The 19,726-nt window shown below is 46.6% G+C and carries 8 protein-coding genes; 5 read left to right on the top strand and 3 right to left on the bottom strand.

All coding sequences use genetic code 11. The features are described 5' to 3' along the window. Positions 1-31 precede the first annotated feature (31 nt). From D0A37_RS28200 to D0A37_RS28180, 5 genes are all read left to right on the top strand, one after another. Positions 32-1,081 (top strand): TauD/TfdA family dioxygenase, encoded by a 1,050-nt coding sequence (locus D0A37_RS28200; protein ID WP_242719609.1) that lies wholly within the window; start codon positions 32-34, stop codon positions 1,079-1,081. Positions 1,082-1,103: 22 nt separating this feature from the next. Beyond that, a complete protein-coding gene (locus tag D0A37_RS28195) occupies positions 1,104-4,343 on the top strand; it encodes a non-ribosomal peptide synthetase (protein ID WP_242719607.1) in 3,240 nt (1,079 codons plus the stop codon). Beyond that, positions 4,340-10,096 (top strand): non-ribosomal peptide synthetase, encoded by a 5,757-nt coding sequence (locus tag D0A37_RS28190; RefSeq protein ID WP_242719605.1) that lies wholly within the window; start codon positions 4,340-4,342, stop codon positions 10,094-10,096. The genes D0A37_RS28195 and D0A37_RS28190 overlap by 4 nt, the downstream gene beginning before the upstream one ends. Before the next feature lie 184 nt (positions 10,097-10,280). Then, positions 10,281-14,621, top strand: a complete 4,341-nt coding sequence (locus D0A37_RS28185) for a non-ribosomal peptide synthetase family protein (protein WP_242719602.1) — start codon at positions 10,281-10,283, stop codon at positions 14,619-14,621. Positions 14,622-14,680: 59 nt separating this feature from the next. Beyond that, positions 14,681-16,036 carry an aspartate aminotransferase family protein gene (locus D0A37_RS28180; RefSeq protein WP_242719600.1) on the top strand — a complete coding sequence of 452 codons (1,356 nt, stop codon included), beginning with the start codon at positions 14,681-14,683 and terminating at the stop codon, positions 16,034-16,036. A gap of 290 nt (positions 16,037-16,326) precedes the next feature. On the opposite strand, the gene D0A37_RS28175 is transcribed toward D0A37_RS28180, so the two are convergent. The 3 genes from D0A37_RS28175 to ccmN form a co-directional block, all read right to left on the bottom strand. Beyond that, entirely contained in the window at positions 16,327-17,367 is a 1,041-nt protein-coding gene (locus D0A37_RS28175; RefSeq protein ID WP_242719598.1) for a tetratricopeptide repeat protein, read from the bottom strand. A gap of 453 nt (positions 17,368-17,820) precedes the next feature. Continuing rightward, positions 17,821-18,594 (bottom strand): beta-carboxysome assembly protein CcmO, encoded by a 774-nt coding sequence (gene ccmO, locus D0A37_RS28170; RefSeq protein WP_242719596.1) that lies wholly within the window; start codon positions 18,592-18,594, stop codon positions 17,821-17,823. Positions 18,595-18,799: 205 nt separating this feature from the next. Beyond that, complete coding sequence (ccmN, locus tag D0A37_RS28165; RefSeq protein ID WP_242719594.1) at positions 18,800-19,480, bottom strand: beta-carboxysome scaffolding protein CcmN; 681 nt, start codon at positions 19,478-19,480, stop codon at positions 18,800-18,802. Positions 19,481-19,726: the final 246 nt, after the last annotated feature.

Genomic DNA, 19,726 nt, shown 5'->3' with positions numbered 1-19,726 from the left:
AAAGGGATAATTTTATCACCCAACCAAAACTATGACAAATACAGAAACAAAGAATCTCAATTCCCAAAAGTTAGGATCAGTTAGGCGCAAAGCCGTCAGCCTGTCCTCAGAGGAATTAGTCAAAACCGCCTACCTCCTGCCCGAAAACCTTCTACCTCTAGTTGTTCAGCCAACCGTAGAAAAATTAAATCTTGCGGGTTGGGCACAGAACAATCGCTCATCAATTGAAACGCAGTTATGGAAGCATGGAGGAATACTTTTTCGAGGCTTTGAAGTCGGCGGGGTGAATGGTTTCGAGCAGTTTATTCAAACTCTTGCTGGCGACTTGTTGGAATATTCTTTTCGCTCAACTCCGCGTAGTCAGGTGAGCGGAAATATCTACACTTCCACCGAGTATCCTGCCGAGCAATTCATCCCACTGCACAATGAAATGGCTTATTCTCGAAATTGGCCGCTGAAAATCGCTTTTTTCTGCGTCAAAAAAGCAGAAGAGGGAGGAGAAACTCCGATCGCTAACAGCCGCAAAGTGTTTGAAAGTCTGGATTCAAAGATTAGAGAAAAGTTTGCCCAAAAAAAGGTTATGTATGTGCGAAATTACGGCGGTGGCGTAGATTTGCCCTGGCAAAATGTCTTTAATACTGATAGCAAAATTGAGGTAGAAGAGTATTGCAAAAAAGCGGGAATTGAGCTAGAATGGAAAAGTGGCGATCGCTTGAGAACTCGACAAATATGTCAAGCTGTCGCCCAGCACCCAAAAACGCAGGAAATGGTGTGGTTTAATCAAGCTCACCTCTTCCACATTTCCAATCTCGAACCCGCCGTTGGCAAAGAGCTTTTAACTTCTTTTAAGCAGGAAGATTTACCCCGCAATGCTTATTACGGCGATGGCTCGCCCATTGAAGATTTTATATTAGACGAAATTCGTCGCTGCTATCAGCAAGAAACGATTGTTTTCCCTTGGGAAGAAGGAGATGTCTTGCTGTTAGATAATATGCTAGCCGCGCACGGACGCACACCATTTTTGGGTTCGCGTCGGGTTGTTGTCGGTATGGCAGAAGCGTTTAGCTGTCAAGATATTTAGGCTTATTAAAGGAACTTTAGAAATGCAAAACGAAACAATCGAAGGGTTTAGACTTTCTCCACAGCAACGGCATCTGTGGGGGTTACAGCAAAACAATCCTAAACAGATCTATCGCGTTCGAGGTGAAATTTTAATTTCAGGAAACCTTGATAAAAAGATTCTTAAAAAGGCGCTGCAAAATGTCGTAAATCGGCACGAAATCCTGCGGACTAGCTTTCACTGCTTGTCTGGGATGACACTACCCCTGCAAGCGATCGCCAGCAGTGGTGAAGTTCCTCTCTCGGAACACAATCTCAGCCGTTTGTCTCCCGAAGAACAAGAATCTAAAATTGAAGCGCTTTTTCAGCAACTAAGTCTGCTTGCTTTTGATTTTGAGCGCGGCCCACTTTGGCATATCTCTTTAGCCACTCTCGCCCAAGACAAGCACCTATTGCTGGCAAACTTCTCTGCCTTAATTGCAGATAGCGTCACCCTTAAAAATTTCACCCGCGAACTCAGCCTTTCCTACTCAGCCTGCGCGTGCGGGGAAGAGTTCTCTGATGAGTCAATGCAATATGCCGATATTGCTGAGTGGCAAAATGAGCTACTCGAATCAGAAGAAACCGCAATCGGCCAAGAATACTGGCGAAAGCTGAACATTGAATCTTTGGATTTATTAACGCTTCCTTGGGAAAAGAAGAATGGAGAAGCGGAATTTGAGCCGCTAGTAGAAAGGGTGGAAATTCCGGGTGATTTGTTAAACAGCCTGGAAGCGATCGCCCCAAAGCACAAAAGCGATATTTCTGCCTTCCTGCTGACTTGCTGGCAAATTCTCATTTGGCGGCTTACCAGAGATCCAAACCCAATAATCGGCGTAGCGATTGACGGCAGAAAATATGAAGAATTAGAAGACTCTCTGGGGCTGCTGGGCAAATACTTACCCCTACAGTGGCAAGTGCAAGACGGGTTAAATTTCTCACAAGCGAGGCAGCAAGTTGAGCTTAATCTCAACGAGATGTCCAACTGGCAAGAATATTTTAGCTGGGAAGAAATCCTAGAAAACGAAAAAAGCAGCAGCTTTTTGCCCGTCTGCTTTGAGTTCCAAGCAGAGCCTAAGAACTATGATAATTCAGACGTTTCATTTTCCCTTGTTCGGCAAGATGCCTGCCTAGAGCCATTCAAACTCAAGCTCTCCTGCCTTCGCCTGTGCAATTCCCTAAGCGCTGAATTTCACTATGATTCCGCTTTATTTGGTGTGGCAGATATAAAGCGCTTGTCAGAACACTTTCAGGCGCTCTTAGAAAGCATAGTCAAAAACCCCGAAGTTGCTATCAGTCAGGTAGACATACTGAGCGATCGCGATCGGCTGCAACTTCTCATTGACTTTAACCAAACTCAAAAAGATTATCCGAAAAATAAATGCGTTCATCAGCTTTTTGAAGAACAAGCAGAACGCAATCCAGACAACATTGCCGTCGTCTTTGAAAGTGAACAAGTCACCTACCGAGAACTTAACGATCGCGCCAATCAACTCGCCCATCACCTGCAAAACTTGGGAGTTGAGCCAGAGGTCGTTGTTGGCATTTGCCTCGATCGCTCCTTAGAAACAATCGTAGGAATGCTGGGCGTACTCAAAGCCGGTGGCGCCTATTTACCCATCGATCCAACGGCCCCAATAGAGCGCAAAGCGCTAATGCTAGAAGACGCTCAGGTGAAGGTTTTGCTCGTACAACAGCGGCTCATCGAAAGCTTGCCGAAAACTCAGGCAAATATTGTTTGCATCGATACAGACATTCCCACTGTTTCTGCATCTTACACCGATCGCGCCTCTTCTGACAATTTAGCTTACCTCATCTATACTTCCGGTTCCACTGGCATCCCCAAAGGAGTCGCGATCGAACACCGGCAACTGCTCAATTACCTCCACAGCATTCAGGAAAAATTAAACCTACCAGCCAAAGCCAGTTTTGCTACCGTTTCCACCTTCGCCGCCGACTTAGGAAACACAGCGATTTTCCCCGCCCTTTGTTTCGGCGGTTGCCTGCATATTATCTCCCTAGAACGCGCCACCGATCCAGAGGCACTGGGTGAATATTTCTGCCGCAATCCCATCGACTGCCTCAAAATAGTTCCCTCTCACCTAGCCGCCCTTTTAAATTCCTCTCAACCCAAGTCAATTTTGCCTGGTAAACGGCTTATTTTAGGAGGTGAATCTGCCAACTGGAGCTTAATTAAAACACTTCGCAATCTTGCTCCCAGTTGCTCAGTATTCAATCACTACGGACCAACAGAAACAACTGTAGGTGTCCTGACTTATCAAGTCGAATTTGATAAAATTGGGTGCGATTTAGACACAGTTCCACTCGGTCTTCCGATTGCCAACACTCAGATTTATATCTTGGATTCTTACTTGCAGCCGGTGCCGATAGGCGTACCTGGTGAACTGTACATCGGCGGTGAGAATTTGGGACGCGGATATCTTAACCGCCCTGAATTAACCGCAGAAAAATTTATTCCCAATCCATTTGACACGCAAGCAAAGACGCGACTGTACAAAACCGGCGACTTGGCTCGCTATTTGCCAGACGGAAACATCGAATTTATCGGGCGAATTGACGGCCAAGTAAAAATTCGCGGTTTCCGCATTGAATTGGGAGAAATTGAGGCGGTGCTGGGGCAACATCCAGATATCGCGCAGGCTGTAGTTGTGGCGCCAGAAGACGAGATGGCACAAAAGCGCCTCGTGGCTTATTTGATTTCCGAGCAGAAACAACCACCTACCCACAAGGAAATTCGCAATTTTTTAACGTCTAAATTGCCGGAGTACATGGTGCCTTCTGCTTTTGTGATACTCAAAAGTTTGCCTTTAACTTCTAACGGAAAAGTAGACCGACGAGCGCTGCCCGCACCTGACGAAATGCGACCGGAGTTGACAGGAAACTTTGTCGCGCCTCGCACAAATATCGAGGAAGTTTTAGCCGCTATCTGGGCTGAAGTTCTCAAAATTGAAAAAGTCGGCATTTACGACAACTTTTTTGAATTAGGAGGGCATTCCTTATTAGCCACTCAAGTTATTTCCCGAGTGCGCCAAGCATTTCAGGTCGAGTTGCCTTTGCACCGTTTATTTGAGTCGGCCACTGTCGCCGATTTTGCTGTAGCGATCGCGCAAAAGCAAGCCGAACAAACAGACAGTGAAATGCTAGCGAGGGTGTTAGCAGACCTCGATCAACTGTCAGAAGCACAAATTCAGGAAATTCTCGCCCAACAAGGAGTCAGCAAATGAGTGATTTAATCGAACGCATCGCGGCTCTTTCTCCCCAAAAGCGCGAGTTGCTGTTGCAGCGGCTCAACCATAAAAAAGAAAACGTTTCCCTAGAAAAAATTCTGCCTCAAAGTCGAGAGTCTAACACTTTTCCTCTGTCGTTTGCTCAACAGCGGTTGTGGTTTTTTGAGCAACTAACTCCAGGCAACTTTACCTATCACATCGTCGCCGGCGTGCGTTTGACGGGAACACTCGACGCGAGATCCCTCGATCACAGTCTCAACGAACTTGTCAAGCGTCATGAAGTTTTGCGAACGGCTTTTAAGACAATAAACGGGCAACCCGTTCAGGCGATCGCTTCAAATCTGGAATTGAAAATTTTAGAAAGAGATTTGCGATCGCTTCCTGAAACTGAACGATCTCGCGAAGTTGAACGGTTAATCGCCGCAGAAGCAAAGCTTGCTTTCGACCTGTCACAAGCACCCTTATTGCGTGCCAAATTGCTGCACTTGAGCGATTCAAACTGGGTGCTGCTATTGAGTACGCACCACATCATTTCCGATGCCTGGTCAGTGGGAATATTCATCCAGGAACTCGCCACGTTTTATCAAGCCTTTTGCACTGGCAAACCTTCTCCCCTTCCCGAACTGTCGGTACAGTACGCAGACTTTGCAAGTTGGCAGCGCCAGTGGTTGCAGGGAGAAGTTTTAGAGACGCAGCTTGCTTACTGGAAAAAACAGCTTGGAGGCAATCTCTCTGTACTAAATTTGCCAACCGATCGCCCCCGCTCGGCAGTACAAACCTTCCGAGGTGCGGTGCATAAATTCACCATTCCCAAGGCAATCGCAGAGGAAATCGCCCAATTAAGCCAGCGGGAAAAAGCTACTTTATTTATGACCCTACTGGCAGCGTTTAAAACATTGCTCTATCGCTACACCGGGCAAGAAGATATTTTAGTCGGCTCCCCCATAGCTAACCGCAACAGACGCGAAATCGAGGAATTAATTGGCTTATTTGCTAACACCTTAGTTTTCCGCACCAATCTGTCGAGCAACCCGACTTTTAAAGAGTTACTGGGGATCGTGCGAGAAGTAGCTCTCGGCGCGTATAACCACCAGGATTTGCCCTTCGAGAAACTGGTAGAAATCCTACAACCCGAACGAGATTTAAGTCATAATCCCCTATTTCAGGTGTTGTTTTCTCTGCGAAATGTTCCGACGTCGCAGATAAAATTGCCAGGAGTGACGTTGAGCAGTTTGGAAATAGAACGGAAAACGGCGAGATTTGATTTAGCGCTTGACCTGGAGGAAGGATTAGAGGGTATTAATGGAACGCTTGAGTATAGCCAAGATTTGTTTGACGCTAGCACTGCACGACGGATAGCGGGGCATTTTCTAACCTTACTAGAAAGTATAGCTGCTAATCCCGAACAGCGCATTTCAAATTTGCCAATATTGACGAAATCTGAACAGCAGCAACTGCTGTTCGAGTGGAACAATACTCAATCGGAACTTCCGAAAAATCAGTGCGTACACGGATTATTTGAAGCGCAGACAGAGCGGACGCCGGATGCGATCGCAGTCGTATTTAAAAATGAATATCTGACTTACTTGGAACTGAACAAAAAAGCAAATAACCTCGCAAGTTACTTGCAAAAAATCGGTGTCAACCCAGAAGTTTTGGTGGGAATTTATGTCGAGCGTTCCCTAGAAATGATGGTAGGGCTTCTCGGCATTCTCAAAGCCGGTGGCGCTTATGTTCCCCTCGATCCAGCGTATCCACCAGAGCGCCTTGCATTCATGCTGGAAGACGCGAAAATTTCAGTGTTACTCACTCAGAAAAAGCTATTAGAAACCCTGCCAAAAAATAGCGCCTCCATCGTGTTTCTGGATGCAGATTGGGAAGGCATATCGAGCTGCGACGAGCCAGTCGTGGGTTTACAAAATTCCTCCAATTTAGCCTATGTCATCTATACTTCAGGCTCAACAGGTAAACCCAAAGGAGTGCAAATTTCCCACGCCTCTGCCGTTAACTTCTTGAGTTCTATGCGCCAACAACTCGCGATCGCCGACCGAGATGTTTGGCTAGCAGTAACATCCTTATCTTTTGACATTGCAGCGCTGGAACTGTTCCTGCCTATTACAACAGGTTCTCGCGTTGTTGTAGCCAGCCGAGAAGTGGCATGTAACGGGGAAAAGCTTTTAGAAACATTAACAAATTCTGGCGCGACAATCATGCAAGCTACTCCAGCCAGTTGGAAAATGCTTTTAGCAGCAGGATGGCAGGGAAACAATCAATTAAAAATACTGTGCGGGGGAGAAGCTTTACCCCGACAGCTCGCCAATCAGTTGCTTTTGCGCTGCGCTTCTGTGTGGAATTTATACGGCCCTACAGAAACCACTATCTGGTCTACTCTCTATCAGGTTGATTGCAAAGATGAATCAGTTTCCATCGGTCGCCCGATTGCTAACACTCAAATTTTCATATTAGACCGCTATTTAATGCCGGTTCCCGTTGGCGTATTTGGCGAACTGCACATCGGCGGTGCCGGCTTATCTAGAGGTTACCTAAACCGACCGGAACTGACCGCAGAGAAGTTTATTCCTAACCCCTTTGCAGAGGACCCAATTCATGCTTCATTCATCCTTCATCCTTCATCGTTTATTCTTTCAGAACGCCTCTATAAAACCGGGGACTTGGCTCGCTATCTCCCAGATGGAAACATTGAATTTATGGGGCGCAGCGACCACCAGGTGAAAGTTCGCGGATTTCGCATCGAATTAGGCGAAATTGAAGCGGTACTCAGCCAATACCCAGCCGTGCGAGAAGCGATCGCACTGGTTCGAGAGGACAATCCGGGCGACAAGCGTTTAGTAGCTTATATCGTTGCTAACTCAGAACTCCGGGGCGGACACGGGGACACTGCTCCTACGCATTCAGAATTTATTAATCACTTGCGCGTCTTTCTCAAACAAAAACTGCCGCAGTACATGATGCCGTCAGCGTTTGTGCTGCTGGAAGCAATGCCTTTAACGCCTAACGGAAAAATCGATCGGCGATCGCTAAGAGCACCTGACATCAACCGAGCGGAATTCGAGAGCAATTTTACCGAGCCTCGAACTCCCGACGAGCAATTAATAGCAGAAATTTGGGCTGAAGTTCTCGGTTTAGAGCGAGTTGGAATTCACGATAACTTCTTTGAATTGGGAGGTCATTCATTGCTGGCTACTCAGGCGATTTCTCGCCTGCGAGAAGCTTTTCAAATTGAAGTACCCTTGCGCTCTCTTTTTGAATCGCCTACCGTCGCAACTGTCACCGAAAGCCTCTTGCAATATCGCGCCGAGCAAAAACTGACAGCACCCCCCATCAAGCGGGCGTCAAGGCAGGAAGAATTGCCCCTTTCTTTTGCACAACAACGACTGTGGTTTCTCGACCAATTGCAGCCGGGTAATCCTGCCTATAATATCCCAGCAGCCGTGCGCTTGAAGGGGGCGCTCAATGTAGCGGTTCTAGAGCAAACTTTTCAGGAGATTATCAAGCGACACGAAGCATTGCGGACAACTTTTAATTCGGTGGAAGGACGACCCGCTCAGGTTATTATTTCATCTTTTAATTTCACATTGCCGATCGTAAACTTAAGAGAGTTATCGCAAGCTGAACGAGAAGCCGAGGCAATGCGACTCGCCGCTGAAGAAGCGCGACAGCCTTTTGACCTAACAAAATGGCCGTTACTGCGCGTCACCTTGTTACATCTTGACGAGACAGAATACCTGCTGTTAGTGACAGTACACCACATCGTAGCTGATGGCTGGTCGATGGGGGTACTCGTGCGGGAAGTGGCGGCGCTTTATGAAGCTTTCTGCAGTGGCAAACCTTCTCCCCTACCCGAACTTTCTGTACAGTACGCAGACTATGCTGTTTGGCAAATAAAGTGGCTGCAAGGCGAAGTTCTGCAAGCAAAACTCGCTGACTGGAAGCAGCAGTTGGGTCAAATTTTGCCCCCCCTGCAATTGCCAGCAAAACAACCGCGTTCTCCTGTTCCTAGCAATCAAGCTGAGATTCAAAATTTCCAGCTTTCTGGGCAAGTTTCAGAAGCCTTAAACGCACTCAGTCGGCAACAAAATGTCACCTTATTTATGACCTTGTTGGCAGCACTTCAAACGCTGCTTTATCGCTACACAAATCAAGAAGATATTGTAGTCGGTACTGACCTGGCAAACCGCACACAAGTTGAGACAGAAGCTTTAATTGGTTTCTTTGTCAATATCCTCGTCTTGCGAACCGATATGCGCGGCAATCCTACATTTCGCCAACTGCTCGATCGCGTGCGCGAGGTGACACTAAAAGCTTACACTCACCAAGATTTGCCGTTCGACAAACTGGTAGAAGAACTGCGGCCCGATCGCAGCCTGAGTCAGACACCGCTATTTCAAGTTTTGTTCGTCATGCAAAATGCGCCTATGCCGACTTTAGAAATGGCGGGTTTAACTTTAATGCCGGTGGCAATTGATAGCGGTACGGCTAAATTTGATTTGGCGCTATTTGTGTCGGAAACAGAGAGAGGAATTGTCGGCACTTGGAAGTATAATTCCGACCTATTTGACAGAGAGACGATCGCTCAAATGTCAAATCGCTTTGAAACCATACTCGGCAGCATTGTGGCGCAGCCTGACAGTCGTTTGAACACTTTAGAAATTCTCACAGAAGCCCAGAAACAGAAACAAGCCATGCAAGAATTAAAGCGTGAAAAAAGCAATTTTAGTAAGTTCAAAAGCGTCAAGCCGAAAGTAGTGGCTTTGCCGCAAGGCGAATTGATAAAAACGGAGTACCTGCACCCCGACGAACTCTTTCCTTTAGTGGCAAAACCCGCAGTAGCCGATGTCGATCTTGCAGACTGGGCGAAAAATAACCGCGAATTTATAGAGGCAAAATTGCTACAGCATGGAGGGATTCTTTTTCGAGGATTCATCGGCCCTGTGGTTTCCGCATTCGAGCAGTTTGCTCACTCAATTTGTTCGGAATTATTTGGGGAGTACGGGGATTTGCCACGCGAAGGAGTTAGCGGAAAAGTTTACGGTTCAACTCCTTACCCAGCAGATAAAGCTATCTTATTTCACAGCGAGAGTTCGCACCTGCACCGCTGGCCGATGAAAATCTGGTTTTTCTGCGTTCAGCCAGCGCAACAAGGCGGAGAAACGCCGATTGTTGACTGCCGTAAAATTTACCAGTTGCTAGACCCGAAACTCAGAGAAAAATTTGCCCAAAAGCAAATTATGTACGTCCGTAACTACACAGACGGACTAGATGTAAGCTGGAAAGATTTTTTCCAAACCGAAGACAAATCCGTGGTTGAGGAATACTGCAGGCAAGCTGGGATGGAATTTGAGTGGAAAGCAGGAAATAATTTGAGAACTCGCAAAATTCGCCCCGCAATTGCCAAGCACCCAAAAACTGGAGAGATGGTATTTTTTAACCAACTTCCCTTGCACCACATTTCCTGCTTAGATGTGGCAACCCGCGCTTCCTTGCTCTCTGTTTTTGGAGAAGAGAACCTCCCCCGCAATGTCTATTACGGTGACGGCACTCCTATTGAAGACTCGGTAATGGAAGAAATTCAGGCAGTGTACAGGGAAGCTGCTGTTAGTTTTCCCTGGCAAGCAGGAGACATCTTAATGCTAGATAATATGCTTGCCGCTCACAGTCGCAATCCATTTATCGGCTCGCGAAAAATTGTTGTAGCGATGGGCGAAATGATTCCTGAATCAGGAATTTAATTCCCTCTCATATCATTTCCGGTTACACCGGAATGATGTTGACTGTTGACTGTTGACAGTGAACAGTCAACCGTCAACCGTCAACAGTGAACTCGAATTTACTATTCCGATGCTAACGGATTTGATATCATCTCTTCCAGGCAAAGGTAACGAGAATAAAGTAGTGCTTTGATAAATAGGAACAATGCAAACAATTAATGGATTTCGGCTTTCACCCCAGCAAAAATATCTGTGGATGTTGCAGCAAGACAGCCCTGCTTATCGCATTCAATCCGCTATTTTGATCGAGGGAAGTCTTCAAACTGATAACCTAAAGAAAGCTTTAGAAAAAGTTAGCGATCGTCACGAAATTATCCGCACAAGCTTTCAGGGAAAGGCCGGGATAAAAATTCCTATACAAGTTATCTCCGAACCTAGCTCTGTTTCGTGGAACTGGGTTAACTTAAGTGAAGCGACTCCCCCGGAGCAAGAAGCCAAACTTGAAGATATTTTTCAGCAAGGAAAGAGCGCTTTATTCAACTTCGATCGCAACCCTGTTTGGCACTTATCTTTAATTACACTTTCATCTGAGAGGCATATTTTACTGGTTAGTTTGCCCGCACTGTGCGCCGATAGTCGCACACTAAAAAATCTGGTTCAAGAAATCAGCCAGTGCTATGCCGCCTGCCTTCACGGCCAAGAAATTACCGATGAAGTTGTGCAATACATTCAATTTTCCGAATGGCAAAATGAATTGCTCGAAGATGAAGAAGCGGCGGAGGGCAAAGAATACTGGACTGGGCATAATTATTCAGCGCTAGCGAGTTTAAGGTTGCCGTTTGAAAATAGATTAATTAACGCGCCAGCTCAATTTACTCCCCAATCTTTTGAGGTCAAATTAGAGTTAGCTTTGCTGGTTCAAGTGGAAGCGATCGCCCGCCAGTACAACACCTCACTTTCTACATTCTTGCTCGCTTGCTGGAAAATTTTGCTCTGGCGACTGATTGGCCAATCAGAGATCACTGTTGGCGTGGCATTCGACGGTCGAAAATACGAAGAACTAGAGCCAGCGCTTGGGCTGTTTGCCAAATTTTTACCGCTGCGGGGCCAACTAACAGAAAACTTTTCCTTCGCGGAAACCTTGCAGCAAATTCAGCAGGAAGAACGCGAAGCATACAAGTATCAAGAATATTTCTCCCACGAATATCTAGGCAACTCTTCCGGCTTTCCATTTGGTTTCGAGTTTGAGGAACAGCTCGAAAAGCATTCGGCTAGTGGCGTATTTTTTTCTATTTACAAGCAGTATGCGTGCTGCGATCGCTTCAAAGTTAAACTCTCTTGCCACCGCCAAAATGACTCGCTCGCCGCTGAGTTTCACTACGATCCTATCTTCCTTGCAGACAACAGTATCCGGTGCTTGGCAGAGCAATTTTACGCCTTGGTGCAAAGTGTAGCCAGCAACCCACAAACCGCAATCGGCAAGCTCGAAATACTGAGCGATCGCGCCCGAGATCAATTATTACTAGAATTCAACAGCACCAAAGCAGATTACCCGCTCGATAAGTGCGTTCACCAGCTCTTTGAAGAACAAGCAGAGCGATCGCCCAACAGTATAGCTGCTGTTTGTGAAAATCACCAAATTACCTACAGCGAACTCAACGCCCGCGCTAACCAAATCGCCCATTACTTGCAGCAATTAGGTGTCAAGCCAGAGGTGATTGTCGGCCTTTGCGTCGATCGCTCTTTAGAGGCGATCGCTGGAATTCTAGGCATCCTCAAAGCAGGTGGCGCGTACCTACCGCTCGACCCAGCCATGCCCAAAGAGCGCCTAGGATTGATGCTGCAAAATGCTCAGACTCCAGTGCTGTTAACGCAACAGCATCTCATCAAAAAATTGCCGGAAACTCAGGCACATATCGTCTGCTTAGATACAGACATTCCCTCTTTTTCTCCTACTACTTTCGTCTCTGCTTCTCCTGAAAATTTAGCTTACATTATCTATACCTCCGGTTCCACCGGCACCCCCAAAGGAGTCGCCATTGAACACCGACAACTGCTCAATTACCTGCACGGAATTCAGGAAAAATTAAACCTGCCATCAGGTGCAAATTATGCCACCGTTTCTACCTTCGCCGCCGACTTGGGAAACACCGTTATTTTTCCGGCTTTGTGTTCGGGTGGATGCCTGCACATCATCTCTCAAGAACGCGCAACCGATTCAGAAGCAATGGGCGCTTATTTTCAGCAAAATTCTATCGATTGTCTGAAAATTGTTCCCTCTCACTTAAAAGCTTTGTTGAGCGCTTCTAACGCCTCGCAAATCTTACCGAAAAAGCGATTAATTCTCGGCGGTGAGCCTTTGATGTGGAATTTAATTGAAACAATTCAGAAATACAATCCAGACTGCTCGATCTTCAACCATTACGGGCCGACAGAAACAACTGTAGGCGTGCTGACTTATCAGGTAAAAATGCAGGGCGATCGCATTTCCCAGACAGTTCCTTTAGGTCGCCCGCTACCCAACACGCAGATTTATTTGCTCGATTCGCACTTGCAGCCAGTTCCTGTAGGGGTAGCGGGTGAATTATATATTGCTGGTGCGGGATTGGCTCGCGGCTATCTAAACCAACCAGAACTCACGGCCGAAAAATTCATTTGCAATTCATTGACTCAGGAACCGGAAACTCGACTTTACAAAACTGGCGACTTAGCTCGCTATTTGCCAGACGGAAATATAGAATTTATCGGTCGCGTCGATCGCCAAGTAAAGCTGCGAGGTTTCCGCATTGAATTAGGGGAAATTGAGGCGGGGCTGTCTCATCATCCCTCTGTACGCGAGGCAGCCGTTTTACTTCAGGAAAATGAACCGGGAAATCAGCGTTTAGTCGCCTATATTGTTTCTCACTCAAAACTCAGCGTTCAGGACTCACAACTAATTGAAAACCTGCGTTCATTCCTCAAAGAAAAGCTGCCCGAATACATGATACCTTCTGCTTTTGTGGTTCTGAAAGCGCTGCCACTGACTCCCAATGGCAAAATAGACCGTCAAGCGCTTCCGGCACCGTCCATAGCAGCCAATTTTACAGATACGTTTGTAGGCCCTCGCACTCCGCGTGAGGAGATTCTTGCCGGAATTTGGAGCCAGCTTCTCAACCTTAAAAAGGTAGGAATTCACGACAATTTCTTTGATTTGGGGGGACACTCATTACTGATTACTCAGTTGTTAGCCAAAGTGCGAGAATCTTTTCAGGTGGAATTGCCTTTGCGCGTTTTGTTTGAAGCTCCTACTGTAGCTGGTTTAGCTGAAAAAATCGAAATGCAACAAGGGGGCAACACAGCGGGCGATCGCACTGCTAGTTTCGATATTAACGCTGAAGTTGTTTTAGACCCGGCAATTCGCCCTCCAACTCCATTGAGCGAGCCAAAAACTGAGCCCGCTTGCATTCTATTAACAGGGGCGACGGGCTTTTTGGGAGCCTTTTTACTCCGCGACCTTTTGCAACAAACTCAAGCAGAAATTTATTGCCTAGTCCGTTCTGCCGATGCAGAATCAGCCAAAAAACGGATTCAAAGCAGCCTCGAATCCTATTTAATTTGGGATGAAAGCAGCAGCGATCGCATTATCCCAATTGCTGGAGATTTGTCTCAACCACTTTTGGGACTTTCCGAGGAGCAGTTCCGAGTTTTAGCCAGTAAAATTGATGTCATTTACCACAATGGCGCGTTTGTCAAGTTTACTTATCCCTACTCGGTTCTCAAACCCGCTAACGTTTTGGGGACGCAGGAAGTTCTGAGATTGGCGAGTCAAAGTAAGCTAAAACCCGTCCATTTAATTTCTACGATTTCCGTTTTCTCGGCAAGGGGAGAATCTGGGATTAAAGTCGTGCGAGAGGATGATAAACTCACTCCGGGAGAGAATCTAAAAGGCGCTTACACTCAGACTAAATGGGTGGCAGAAAAGTTAGTAGAGGTCGCGCGCGATCGCGGCATTCCTGTTAGCATTTACAGGCCAGGTCGCATTTCTGGGGACAGCCAAACAGGGGCTTGCAATCCCAGTGACTTACTGTACAGGTTAATCGCTGGTTGCGTGCAGCTTGGATGTGCGCCCGATGCCGATAAGCTGATGAACGTAGCGCCTGTTGACTATGTGAGCCGAGCGATCGTCCATCTTTCGAGCCAAAAAGAATTGCTCGGAAAGACTTTTCATTTAGTCAACACTCAGTCCTTTCAAATGAGTGAATTGCTTGGCTGGATTGGCTCAATGGGTTATCCAATCAAACGAGTTTCTTCTGAGACTTGGCAAGCAGAAATAATCAATCGCGCTGGATCTTCTCCAGAAAATGCGTTGTATCCGCTTGTCGGTCTTTTCTCTGAAAAAGTCTCGGAAGCAGAAATGCCTAAATCTGCCACACTGCAATTCGATTGCCAGAATGCGTTGAAGGGACTTTCTGGAACGGACATTATCTGCCCGCAAGCCGATGCGAGTTTGTTTCGGACTTATTTTTCCTATCTCGTCGATTGTGGCTTGATAGGTAGTCGCAATTAAAACCTGTAAGGGCGCAATGCTTTGCGCCCTTACCTAGCTCACTCTCTGGAGAATTCAAAATGAAGGAACAATTGCAGGAAAGACACATGAAAGCGCTGATAGAGCGCTACACCGATCGCACCAAGACCTCTAAAAACTTCGCGCAAAAATACCGTCCGGTTCTCGCTGACAATCGGGCTTCTGAGGGGTTTCGCTTTCCCGTCAAGGAGATGTTTTATCCCATTGTCGCCTCGCGATCGCTTGGCTCTAAAATGTGGGATGTTGATGGCAACGAATACATCGATATCACAATGGGATTTGGCATCAATCTTTTCGGTCATAATCCGCCCTTTATTAAAGAAGCCCTATTAGAGCAACTCGATCGCGGCGTGCAAATTGGCCCTCAAGCAGACCTTGCCGGAGAAGTTGCGGAATTAATCTGCGAATTAACGGGAATGGAGCGCGTCGCTTTTTCTAATACCGGCACAGAAGCGGTGATGGCAGCCCTACGATTAGCTAGAGCGGCAACTAAACGCAATAAAATTGCTTTGTTCTCGGGTTCTTATCATGGTCATTTTGACCCAACTCTCGCAGTTGTAAAAAAGATAAATGGCGATTTACGCACCATTCCAAAAGCGCCAGGAATTCCCGCTAATTTTATTGAAGATGTTTTAGTTTTGGATTACGGAAGCCCTGATTCCCTGGAAATTATCAAAGCTCATCAGCACGAATTAGCGGCGGTTCTCGTGGAGCCGGTGCAAAGCCGCCGTCTCGATTTGCAACCTAAAGAATTTCTCCAGCAACTGAGACAATTAACAAAAGAATCAGAAATTGCGCTGATTTTTGATGAAATGGTCACCGGTTTCCGAATTCATCAAGGCGGGGCGCAGGCGTGGTTTGGCATTGAGGCAGATATTGCAACTTACGGTAAAATTGTCGGGGGCGGTATGCCCATTGGAATTATCGCTGGAAAAGCTGCTTATATGGATAAAATAGACGGCGGTTTGTGGAACTACGGCGATGATTCCTATCCCCAGGTAAAAACAACAATTTTTGCCGGCACTTTTTGCAAGCACCCACTTGCTCTGGCCGCTGCGCGTTCCGTGCTGCGCTATCTTAAAAGTCAAGGCCCAGCCCTTCAGCAGCAGTTGAATCAGCGAACTTGGCAGGTAGTTGAAACCCTGAATGCTTATTTCAAAGAAAATGAAGTCTCTGTCGGGCTTGTAAATTTCGGATCGCAATTTCGCGCTGTTGCCTCTGTTCCTATAGATCCGCTACTTTTTCACTTACTCGAAAAGCGTATTTTCATATCCGAAGGTCGTAGCTGCTTTCTCTCCACCGCTCACACTAATGAAGACATCGATCGCATTATTCAGGCGGTTAAAGAGACTATTCAAGAAATGCGCGAAGGAGGCTTTTTCCCGGTTCAGCAATAAACTTGGTTTTTGATCTCGCGCATTTTTAACGGAATGAGATTTAACTCACCGCCGAACCTCAATTTTTAGGAAGGGACAACTGGGTGATGCTTAGGGAAGGAGATTATTGAATATTTCTACTTACCATTGTGTCGGAGGATTCACTTTGATCTACTCAATCGGTGTATCCTGCCCCTTGGGGGGTGCGGAAGGTGGGTTTAAATGCCTGTGCGTTGCATCTGCAGTTTCCCTGTCGCTCAAAGATTTATGCCATAAGTCTAAGGACTAAGGGCAACTGATTACGGACTAAATCACTCATTAATAAATTCACCTTCACATATAATCGAGTCTCTTTTCTCCAAATCTTCTTGATTCCAGACCGCGTTTAATGCTGCCGAACTTAAGGAAGTTGACATCGTATTTAAGGTTGTGTTGTAGTATTCGACAGCATTATTAAGTTCTACCTGCGGCGCTTCCTTAAAGTACGAATTAATATCAGGCGTGCACCGCTGGGCCTGGTAGTATACATAAGCTTCAGCATTAATGCACATGACGTGGTAAAAATCTCTATTTGCTGCCGTCACATCTCCAAGTTTATACAGCGCTAAACCCCGGTTGAGATAAGCTTTAACATAGTTGGGGTCTAGTTTTACTGCTTTGTCAAAGTCTTCAATTGCAAGCGGCATTTGTTTTAATTTATAGCGAACGCAACCTCTGTTATAATAGGCATAAACGTTTTGTGGATCGATCGCGAGTGCTGTGTTGTAATCGGCCAGCGCCTGCGTATTGTCTCCTAATTGGTGGTAACAAAGACCTCGATTTATGTAAGCTTTGATATATTTTGGATTCAACCGCAGCGTTTCGTTAAAGTTTTCTGTTGCTGCCTCTTTTTCTCCCAAAAGGTAGTAAGCGCGCCCCCGGTTGTAATAAGTTTTATAATTGTGGGAATTGAGAGATAGAGCTCGATTGTAGTCTTCTATTGCTTGTTCGTAATTTCCTAAATTAGCAAGTACAAGCCCCCGGTTGTTGTAGATAGCGTGGCTGTTAGGCTTATTTGCTAAAGCGCAGTTGAGATCTTCAATGGCTTTTTCGTATTCTCCGAGATGACGCCAAGCATTGCCTCGATTCAAGTAAGCCTCGAAGAAATTAGGATTGAGATCTAGGGCTTGGCTGAGGTCTGCGAGCGCTTTTTGGTAGTCTTTCATGTAATAGTAAACCAAGCCGCGATTGTTATAGGCTTTGGCATCGGCGGGATTGACTTGCAGTATCTGATCGAAGTCCTCAAGTGCCGCTTCATAGTTTCCTTTCTTGGCGCTGTGCAAACCGCGCTTGTAAAATTGTTTGAGGTTCATAGGTCAACTTTCAGGATTGCTTGATGCTGGGGGTTGATTCCTGTGCAGTCAGTTTTGAGCTTGACAGCCGTTAATCTGTTGAAAGAGCATCCACCTGCGGTCAGATTAACTCTTAAATGATTCCCGGCAATCTACCCTAAACAGGATTTTTGGTTTATTTTAACAGTAGTTAAATCCTGTTGAAAGGCTCTGCACGTCGGCTGGATTTACTTATTCGTCAGTTCGATTGTTTACCCCACGATCGACTGGATCTCCAAAGTCTAGTTTTAGTTGGTGCTGTGTGTCTCTTGATGCGGGGGCGATCGCCTCGATCGCCAAATTAAGTGTGATACCGCTGTTCAGTATAAATTGTTGCCAGCAGTCCTACCGAGTAAACTGTATATTTTTTTGACAAACTTCGTCTCATTATTTGCGGCAGTACGTCTCTACAAACTTTTGTTGCCTAACTACAAATTACCGATTGATTTCCTCTTCCACATAAACAGTCAATTTCTCCAAATCGGGAAGTTCGATCAATTCTTGTTCCTTTTCCTTAACCGACATGGGCATCATCACAGGTTGACGCTGCTCGATCCAGCAACTCGCCAGCGGTAAAGTTTGTTCCAAATCTTCCAAAGGCCTCGGAATTACCATCACCGCGTTCAACTCGCCAATTCGCTCAGCTTCGTACATCCCGGCCTCTACGGCTACGGCTACATCTGCAACTGCACCGCGAATAATTGCCGTGCACAAACCGGCGCCAATTTTCTCGTAAGCCGCCAAGTGTACGTCTGCGGATTTGAGCATAGCATCGCAAGCACCGACCATTGCCGGAAATCCCCGGGTTTCGAGCAAACCGATCGCCTGATGGCTAAGCCGAGAATAACTGCCGCTTTCCGAAAGTTGAGTCAGGCGAAAGCCGATCGGCAAAACCACTTCCAAATTAGCCAAAGGTCTAGCAATCACCAACTTAGAAACAAACTGCCCGAACTGTTCGGCAGTTTGAGCTCCAGCTTCCACAGCCAAACGCACATCCGAAATTCTGCCCCGGACGATCGCGGTACAGTGACCGGAACCAATTTTTTCGTATCCTACTAAAATCACCCCTGCCGACTTCAGCATCATGTCAGCAGTCCCCACAATTGCCGGAAAACTCTTGGTGGATACCAAACCCAAAGCAGTGTCTTTGAAGTATTCCTGGCGCTGCGATCGTTCTTCGTGACTGTTACGATCCGTTTGTCCGTCCATCTTCTATTACCCTTAGAAACTTCCCAAAATAAAAATTTGTTGATAGTTTATAGTTTCTCAGATGAGAAGACAGACTGCACGAGCTACAAGACACAGATTGCTGCGGCCAAGCCTTACCAATTGCTGAGCTACCAATAATATGAGATTACCTATTTATATTTGATCTTTCTGCCTTCAGCATAGCTGCCTTTTGCCGAAATGACGGCTACCCGGAACCGCCCGATAGAGTTTGGCCGTTTTCCTCCGAGCGATTAAAAGCTTGCCGGTGCGGAAACAGCGTCCCCAACAGCCGATTGATGTGAGCTTGGCCGTACAGAATAGTCGGCGTTTCCCCTGGTTGGGGCGGCTCTGCGGCGGTGGATTCCGGCGGGTCTGGGGCAGTCTCCGGCGCAGTTGGAGGCGGTGTTTGGGCGGGTTGTGGCGGCTCGATCGGCTCGATCGGTCGATCGGCTGGTGGCGTAGTGGCTTCGGGGGTTTCTGGTGATGTTGGCGCTGCTGTTGGCGCTGTTGCGGTTGCTTCTTCTGCGGCGGCTTGGCGGCTGGTATCTCCCATTAGAGAACCTGCTGGCATAATTTGCATTTTTTCGATACAAGGATTGATTAGGGTCGTTCCAGCGCCAATACAGGCATTTTCCCCGATCGTTCCCGCACCTACCACCAGCACCCCTGCACCTAGAATAACGCCGGCCGCGATTTCCAGAGTACCTTCACGGGCGTGAAGGATAACTCCCATACCGATACAGGCACCGGCGGCGATCAAGATCCGGCTGCCCGGAGCTGCTTGCAGGATTACTCCAGGGGCGATCGCCGCACCCTCATTCACAACTACATCGCCACTCATCAAAATCTGAGAGTTGCTACTTAATTGCAGTGGCGATAAATACATTCAACTTCACCATGAAAGGAGCTATTTTTTTAGATCAAAGAACTTTAAATTATGGGTTTTTTCGACTAATAAATTTAACCATGTCAATCTAAGAAACGATAATTTACTAATACTGAGAAGATTGATGCTTTAACGTTTTCTAGAAACTTCCAGAAGATTCTAGATTTTGACCCACTCTTCTCAATCGAGCTTTTTAACTATCTCAAATCCAACTATAATCCGCTGGGATTTCTCCCGTGGGCACCT

Source organism: Microcoleus vaginatus HSN003, assembly GCF_022701255.1.
GTDB classification, from domain to species: domain Bacteria; phylum Cyanobacteriota; class Cyanobacteriia; order Cyanobacteriales; family Microcoleaceae; genus Microcoleus; species Microcoleus vaginatus_B.
Note: the sequence above shows the minus strand (reverse complement) of the source record. Positions and strands in the feature narration are given on the sequence as shown.

Bases quoted from the DNA above. Each gene is read 5' to 3' on its own strand.
- D0A37_RS28175 (WP_242719598.1), bottom strand. From the start codon at position 17,367: ATGAACCTCAAACAATTTTACAAGCGCGGTTTGCACAGCGCCAAGAAA.
- D0A37_RS28190 (WP_242719605.1), top strand. From the start codon at position 4,340: ATGAGTGATTTAATCGAACGCATCGCGGCTCTTTCTCCCCAAAAGCGC.
- ccmO (WP_242719596.1), bottom strand. From the start codon at position 18,594: ATGGACGGACAAACGGATCGTAACAGTCACGAAGAACGATCGCAGCGC.
- D0A37_RS28200 (WP_242719609.1), top strand. From the start codon at position 32: ATGACAAATACAGAAACAAAGAATCTCAATTCCCAAAAGTTAGGATCA.
- D0A37_RS28195 (WP_242719607.1), top strand. From the start codon at position 1,104: ATGCAAAACGAAACAATCGAAGGGTTTAGACTTTCTCCACAGCAACGG.
- D0A37_RS28180 (WP_242719600.1), top strand. From the start codon at position 14,681: ATGAAGGAACAATTGCAGGAAAGACACATGAAAGCGCTGATAGAGCGC.
- ccmN (WP_242719594.1), bottom strand. From the start codon at position 19,480: ATGTATTTATCGCCACTGCAATTAAGTAGCAACTCTCAGATTTTGATG.
- D0A37_RS28185 (WP_242719602.1), top strand. From the start codon at position 10,281: ATGCAAACAATTAATGGATTTCGGCTTTCACCCCAGCAAAAATATCTG.